Here is a 6,337-nt window from a genome sequence, read left to right on the forward strand (position 1 = left end):
TTTCTCTGCGACCCTGACGGGACTTGAACCCGCGACCTCCGCCGTGACAGGGCGGCGCGCTAACCAACTGCGCTACAGGGCCAGATTTGGTATTTCTACCCGCTTCTGGTGAAGCAGTACCCCCAACGGGATTCGAACCCGTGCTACCGGCGTGAAAGGCCGGGGTCCTAGGCCGCTAGACGATAGGGGCAAAGACCGAAGTCTTTATCATCCCAGCCAGTTAATCGTTGGTGGAACGGCAACTAGCTTATGCGAGGATAGTATATAAATGCAAAATTCGCTAGGGGTGGCGTTAACCACGTTTAAGCGGTGCGTTTCGGGCCCGTGCTCTAGCCTTATCTTATGACAAACTTAGCGATGCGCGAGCTACTTGACCCAGCCCTCAGGCATGCTCTGATCACTCAGGTGCCAACCGACGAGGACGCCCCCTCCGACCAGGTCGAAGCGGCGGTGGAAGTCACCTTCGACGCCCTTCGAATGGTCGTCACGATCGGCGTCGGCCTGGCGCTCGGCGTCATCGCCGGCCTCATCATCGTCGCCCTGCTGCGCATGGTCTCGCGCACCGGCAACCACACGGAACCCGTGGTCAAAGCAACCGCGCGCCGTATCGAAACCCTCACGGCCGTCGTCGGCGCATGGTTCGGCTTCCGCTACGGGCGCTCGGAAATCGGGGAGGTCGGGCCCGGCTGGCTCGACTTCGTCAACCACATGTTCATCATCGTCATCATCATCCTGATGACGTGGGTGCTCTCCGGCTTCGCCAACGGAGTCACGACCGCCGTCAACGAGCGCATGGCCGAGACCTCCGAGGGGCGCGCCGCCCGCGTCAAGACCCAAACGCAGATCTTGCGCCGCCTCGTCGTCGTCGTGGTGTGGATCCTCGGAATCGGCGCCGTGCTGCTGACCTTCCCGGGCGCTCGCGCGGCAGGCGCCTCGATCTTCGCCTCGGCGGGAATCGTCTCCGTCGTCGTCGGCCTCGCAGCCCAAACCACGCTCGGAAGCGTGTTCGCGGGCCTGCAACTCGCGTTCACGGATTCGATCCGCGTGGGTGACATCGTCCACTACGACGGCAAATACACCACCGTCGAGGAAATCACGCTCACGTACGTCGTACTCGCCGTGTGGGACGGGCGCCGGATCATCGTGCCATCCACGATCATGACCACCGAATCATTCGAAAACTGGACCCGCCGCGCGCCCGAAATGACCGGCGACGTCCTCATCAAAGTCGACTGGCAAGTCCCCATCGACGCCGCCCGCCTGCGCCTCGAGCAAATCCTGTCCGCCACCGACCTGTGGGACGGCCGCACGGGCGTCCTCCAAATCAACGACGCCTCCACCACCGAAGGCATCCTCATCCGCTGCCTCATCTCGGCGGAAAACTCGCCCACGCTCACCGACCTGCGCAACCACGTGCGCGAGGAGATGGTCCGCTGGATTCAAGAAGAGGCACCGCAATCCACGCCCCACCTGCGCCTATACAGCGACGAGCAGGGCAGCTTCCTCGAGAACCGCCGGCGCTCGGAGTCGCTGGTCAACCAGCGCGAGGAAGAAAAACCGCCCGTCTTCGAGCCCGAATTCGAGGCCGTGCCGACCGCCGGGAACACCCAGGAGACGGAGATTATTTCCGACGACGACGTCGAGCGGCTGCGTCGCATACCGCTCGGCAAGCGGGCTGGCGCGGCTGACGTAGCTGGCGAAGCGGCTGGCGTAGCTGGTGAGGCGGCTGGCGGGGCTGGCGACGGGGCTGGCGACACAGCCGAATTGCCCGTGACCCAAACCGGCCCGATCAAGTCCGCGATCTTCTCCGGCTCTCCGGAGGCGGAAGAGCGGGCGAAGGTCTATTCTGGACCGGGCGATGAGGCGTATGAAGAAAGACAACGTAAGATCGTAGACTCACGCGACGATCAGATCGCAGATGACGAATCCGAGAATTCCGAGGAGACTTCATGAATTTCCCCGTCACGAAGAGCGATGACGAGTGGCGCAACCTGCTCAAACCCATGGAATACCATGTGTTGCGCGAGGCGGGCACCGAGCGACCCGGCACTGGCGAGCTCCTGCACGAGGACCGCGCGGGCATGTACCACTGCCGCGCCTGCGATGCGCAACTGTTCCGCTCCTCCACCAAGTTTGACGCCCACTGTGGCTGGCCCTCGTTCTACGACCCGGATGAGAAGGACGCCGTCACCTACGTCGAGGACCGCTCGCACGGCATGGTCCGCACCGAGGTCCTGTGCTCGAACTGCGGATCCCACCTTGGTCACGTATTCCCTGACGCCCCGCACATGCCGACCGGTCAGCGCTACTGCATGAACTCGGTCTCGCTACGTTTTGAACCGGATGCATGATTCGATTCGTCACGTTCAACATCCAGTACGGGGAGCCCGTGCCGGCTCAGCATGCCACGGCGATGGTGGGTCTGGATCGGGCGGGAGATAAATCGGCGCGCCAGCTCGCGCGAGACATCGCCGGCCTTGAGCCAGACGTGCTCGGCCTGCAGGAAGTGGACCGCGGCAAGATTCGCTCCGGGGGAGTTGATCAGCTGGCGGTGATCGCCGAGCGCACGGGTCTGACCCCGCTCTTTGCCGAGACCCGGCGCAAGTACGGGATGGGGTTGCTGACCCGCCTGCCCGTCACGCGGGCTCGCATACTCGAACTGGCCGGGCGGACCTCGCCGTGGATCCGCGACGACAAATCGCGGCTGGGTTGGCGGTTCAAGTGGCCCGACAAGCGGGCGTGCCTGTATGCGCTTCTTGAAACGGCCGAGGGGCCCCTGGCTGTGGGTGTCACGCACCTGTCGACGGTTCGGCCAGTCGCGCGCCGCCAGTTCCAGATCGCGGTGCGCGGCTTCCACGACTTCGCGCCCGGCGTGCCCGCCGTACTCATGGGCGACTTCAACCTGCGCATCAACCACGTGGAAGAAGAGATACCGGGCACGGGCTTTGAGATTCTTGCGCGCGGCAACGCCTCACCAAGCTGGGAGCCGGTCATCCAGATCGACCACATCCTTGGCCGCGGTATCGCAGGCCGGGACGATCGCGTGCTGCAGATGCCGGTCTCGGACCATGCCGCCGTCGTCGTTGATACGGAAAGTGCGAGCTAAGCGGGCTCGGCGACCGGACGCCGGCGCGGGCGCGCGGATGAGGCGGAGGCGCTAGGAAGTTCGCGGCGGGTGCCAGTAGGCTGAGCGCGTGAGCGAGGTTCTACTCAGTATCTGGACGCTGATGGTGTACATGGCCATCGGATTCGCGTTGGTGAAATTCTCGGTGCTCGGGCCGCACGCGGATCGCGGGCTGTCGAAGATCGTGTTCTACGTGACGATGCCGATGCTGCTCCTGCGCACTGTCGGCACGGCTGATCTGGGCGACGTGTTTTCGCTCGGGCTGCTGGCCAATGTGGCGACGGCGCTCATTTTGCTCAGTACCTATTACGTTATTGCCGTCAAGGTTTTTCGGCTGAGCGGCGGCCGGCAGACGATCGGCGCGCTCGCGGCGGCCTACACGAACGCGGGCAATGTGGGCATCGCGTTCCTGGTGGCGACTGTTGGGACGGCGACTGCGACCGCCGGCGTGATTGTGTTTCAGGTGCTCGTGCTCGTGCCCTTCGGGTTCTTGATGCTCGACCGACAGACCGCGGTTGAAGGTGGTAGCCGGCTGAAACTGCTGGTCAGCTCGTTTACGCAGCCGCCGCTCGTGGCGGTGTTTGTTGGGATTGTGCTCAATGTGTCGGCATGGAATCCGCCCGAGCTGATCACCGGGCCGGTTGACGCGCTCGCGAACACGACCGTGCCGCTGATGATGGTGGCGCTGGGGGTGTCGCTGGCGTCGGCGAAGATTTTGCGGCTGAACCGGGACAATCTGCCGCTGTTCACCTCGATCGCGTTCCGGATGGTGCTCAGCCCGATCATCACGTTTGTGATCGCCAGCCTGCTTGGACTCGACGGGCAGATGCTGCTGGCCACGATGGTGGTCTCGATCTTCCCGACCGCCAATAATCTCTTCGCCATCGCCCATCGTTACGAGGTGGGCGTGGCCTTCACGCGCGACGTCTCGGTGATCACCGCGCTCGTGTCCATGCCCGCGCTGATTGCGATTGCGGCGATCTTCCATGTGTAAGGTTCTGAGTGCAGGGCACGGTGGTAGTGCTGGCGGTGGTGGTGCTGGCGGTGCTGGCGGTGGTCGCGGTGCTGGCGGTGGTCGCGGTACTGGCGGCGGTCACGGTACTGGCGGCGGTTGTGGCGCTGGCGGTGGTGGTGCTGGTCGCGGTACTGGCGGTGGTTGTGTTGCTGCTGGTGGCAAACCACCCTTCATCGCAAATGTGCAGAGTGTGAGGTGACGTATGGCTAGTGGGCGACGGTTCGAGACGGGCAGTATTCGCAACCTGTCCGGCGACGCTATGCATAATGCGGCGCCGGCGATTTTGCTGGCGTCGGGAATTATTCAGTACATCGGCGCCTCGATTGCGGTGACGCTATTCGCCGTCGCCACTGCGGGGGCCGTGGCGTGGGGGCGCGTGGCCGTGGGCGCGATCGTCATGATGGCGTGGCGCCGGCCGAAGGTCGTGTGGCGAAAGCTGTGGCGTCCGGCCGTGCTCGGCCTCGCACTCGTGACGATGAACGTCCTGTTTTATCAGGCAATTGCGCGAATCCCGCTGGGCACCGCCGTTGCGCTCGAGTTCATCGGGCCCGTGCTCCTGGCGGCCATCACCGGGCGCGGTTGGCGGATCTGGACGGGAATCGTGTTCGCGGTGGCCGGGGTCTTCATGATTTCGTGGATCGGCGTGGACATGAGCGAACCCGGCGTGGCGGCCGGCGTCGTCTTTGCAGTGGTGGCGGGTGCGTCGTGGGCGCTGTATATGTGGATGGGGTCTAAGGTGGCGACGGCTGGCGTCGGGCCCGACTCGCTCGCCATCGGCATGGCCATCGGAGCGATCGTCTACATTCCGCTGGCGATTCCCAGTTTTGGCGCGATTGTCACCGACCCGAAGATGCTAGCGCTCATGGTGGCCGTGGGCGTGTTCTCCTCGGTGGTGCCTTACTTCCTCGAGGTCACGATTCTTACGAGGGTGCCCGCCTCGCTGTTCGCGCTGCTGAACTCGCTGTATCCGGCCACCTCGCTCGTGGTGGGCATGGTGTTGCTGCGCCAGTTCCCGAGTGCGGGAGAAATCGGTGGGCTCGTCTTGATCTCGATCGCCGTGGTGCTCGTGACCTGGCGCCCGCGAAAGGCTCGTATCCCACGAGCCTAGTGTTGCGGGGGCTCACGAGCCTGGTTTGGGCAGCCTGCTTCGGGGCCTACTTCGGCAGTCAACTTGCAGTCCACTTTAGTAGCCCATGGTCGTCCATCGATTCGACGAGTCGGCCGTGAGCCTCGCTCCCGCGCTCGCCCGAGAGCTCACACCGTGCTTTCACCCAGTTGTAGTATCGCTCGCTCATGCCGCGTGATTCCTACCGCGATTCGCGAGCCTGAGTTTCCGCTCGCCGACCTTGCCCGGTAGACTCTTTCCGACCGGAACGCCACATATCCGGAACCTATCCGGAGCCGGACGATTCACGAATATAGAGCTGAAACGCCCCGGATCTGGACGGAGCGGCGTTGTGGTTCTGGGCCATCTGGTCTGGGCGGGCCTCTAGCTCAATTGGTTAGAGCTGCGGACTTTTAATCCGTAGGTTGTGGGTTCGAGTCCCACGGGGCCTACCGCCACCCCGGCACCTCAATATGAGGTGCCGGGGTTTTTATTCAGGGCACGTCCCACATGCGGGCGCCCATTCAGTGTGTGCGTCGCGTCCGATGCCCGGTGGCGCGCGCTTACACGAACACCGACCGGCCTTTATCATCCGTGCACGTGGATGCACCGAAAATTCTCCATGACCTAAATTATCGTGTCTCGGTTTCAATTGAGTGCATCGGTTTCAGTTAAATACGGCTGCCAGGGCGTGAAAACATTCGCCATATCGGAATCGGCACGTGGTCTCGCGCGGTTGCGTTCAAAAGGCAGGTCCCGGGAGCGCGATGTCGTTGTATAGCGGATATCGAGCTCCCAGCGCCTATCTTGTGAACACGATCGGGATCACCCTTCCGAGATCACACTGTCGAGATGACGCGGGCACGCACGCGATCGGGCTTGCGGAATTGAACTCACGACGTTGAGATAGAGCAGCGCACAGGCGGGTGTGAAGCACCGGTGGCTATAGATTCGCGGGCCTGCGACGTTCTCGCGCAACATCCCACATGGGAGCGTCTTTTGCGAGAGAATAGAGTCAAGCAATTGGAGGCAATCATGACACAGCCACGTAGGCCAGCCCAGCTCAAGCCCGACCAGGTTGAAATGATCGAAG

The 6,337-nt window shown here is 63.2% G+C and carries 6 protein-coding genes and 3 tRNA genes; 7 read left to right on the plus strand and 2 right to left on the minus strand.

The window, feature by feature from the left end:
• Positions 1 to 8 precede the first annotated feature (8 nt).
• Together ACHFFR_RS06470 and ACHFFR_RS06475 are read right to left on the minus strand one after the other, a co-directional pair.
• Positions 9 to 82, minus strand: a tRNA-Asp gene (locus tag ACHFFR_RS06470).
• A 35-nt stretch (positions 83 to 117) separates the two neighbouring features.
• Positions 118 to 190, minus strand: a tRNA-Glu gene (locus ACHFFR_RS06475).
• A gap of 152 nt (positions 191 to 342) precedes the next feature.
• Between ACHFFR_RS06475 and ACHFFR_RS06480 the strand changes: the two genes are divergently transcribed.
• The 7 genes from ACHFFR_RS06480 (at position 343) to ACHFFR_RS06510 (ending at position 5,696) form a co-directional block, all read left to right on the plus strand.
• On the plus strand, positions 343 to 1,953 hold the full coding sequence (locus ACHFFR_RS06480; protein WP_394263450.1) for a mechanosensitive ion channel family protein: 1,611 nt from the start codon (positions 343 to 345) through the stop codon (positions 1,951 to 1,953).
• Positions 1,950 to 2,351, plus strand: a complete 402-nt coding sequence (gene msrB, locus ACHFFR_RS06485; protein WP_394263451.1) for a peptide-methionine (R)-S-oxide reductase MsrB — start codon at positions 1,950 to 1,952, stop codon at positions 2,349 to 2,351. The genes ACHFFR_RS06480 and msrB overlap by 4 nt, the downstream gene beginning before the upstream one ends.
• Positions 2,348 to 3,106 carry an endonuclease/exonuclease/phosphatase family protein gene (locus tag ACHFFR_RS06490; RefSeq protein WP_394263452.1) on the plus strand — a complete coding sequence of 253 codons (759 nt, stop codon included), beginning with the start codon at positions 2,348 to 2,350 and terminating at the stop codon, positions 3,104 to 3,106. Before msrB ends, ACHFFR_RS06490 begins: the two co-directional genes overlap by 4 nt.
• A gap of 88 nt (positions 3,107 to 3,194) precedes the next feature.
• A complete protein-coding gene (locus ACHFFR_RS06495; protein WP_394263453.1) occupies positions 3,195 to 4,118 on the plus strand; it encodes an AEC family transporter in 924 nt (307 codons plus the stop codon).
• An 8-nt stretch (positions 4,119 to 4,126) separates the two neighbouring features.
• Positions 4,127 to 4,333: a hypothetical protein gene (locus ACHFFR_RS06500; RefSeq protein WP_394263454.1), complete on the plus strand. Its 207-nt coding sequence runs from the start codon at positions 4,127 to 4,129 to the stop codon at positions 4,331 to 4,333.
• A gap of 8 nt (positions 4,334 to 4,341) precedes the next feature.
• Positions 4,342 to 5,247, plus strand: coding sequence for a DMT family transporter (locus tag ACHFFR_RS06505; protein ID WP_394263455.1), 906 nt, complete (start codon positions 4,342 to 4,344; stop codon positions 5,245 to 5,247).
• Between the two features lie 375 nt (positions 5,248 to 5,622).
• Positions 5,623 to 5,696, plus strand: a tRNA-Lys gene (locus tag ACHFFR_RS06510).
• The last annotated feature ends 641 nt before the right edge of the window (positions 5,697 to 6,337 follow it).

This window comes from Trueperella sp. (genome assembly GCF_043424875.1).
Classification (GTDB): Bacteria; Actinomycetota; Actinomycetes; order Actinomycetales; family Actinomycetaceae; genus Trueperella.

Bases quoted from the DNA above. Each gene is read 5' to 3' on its own strand.
- ACHFFR_RS06505 (WP_394263455.1), top strand. From the start codon at position 4,342: ATGGCTAGTGGGCGACGGTTCGAGACGGGCAGTATTCGCAACCTGTCC.
- ACHFFR_RS06480 (WP_394263450.1), top strand. From the start codon at position 343: ATGACAAACTTAGCGATGCGCGAGCTACTTGACCCAGCCCTCAGGCAT.
- ACHFFR_RS06490 (WP_394263452.1), top strand. From the start codon at position 2,348: ATGATTCGATTCGTCACGTTCAACATCCAGTACGGGGAGCCCGTGCCG.
- msrB (WP_394263451.1), top strand. From the start codon at position 1,950: ATGAATTTCCCCGTCACGAAGAGCGATGACGAGTGGCGCAACCTGCTC.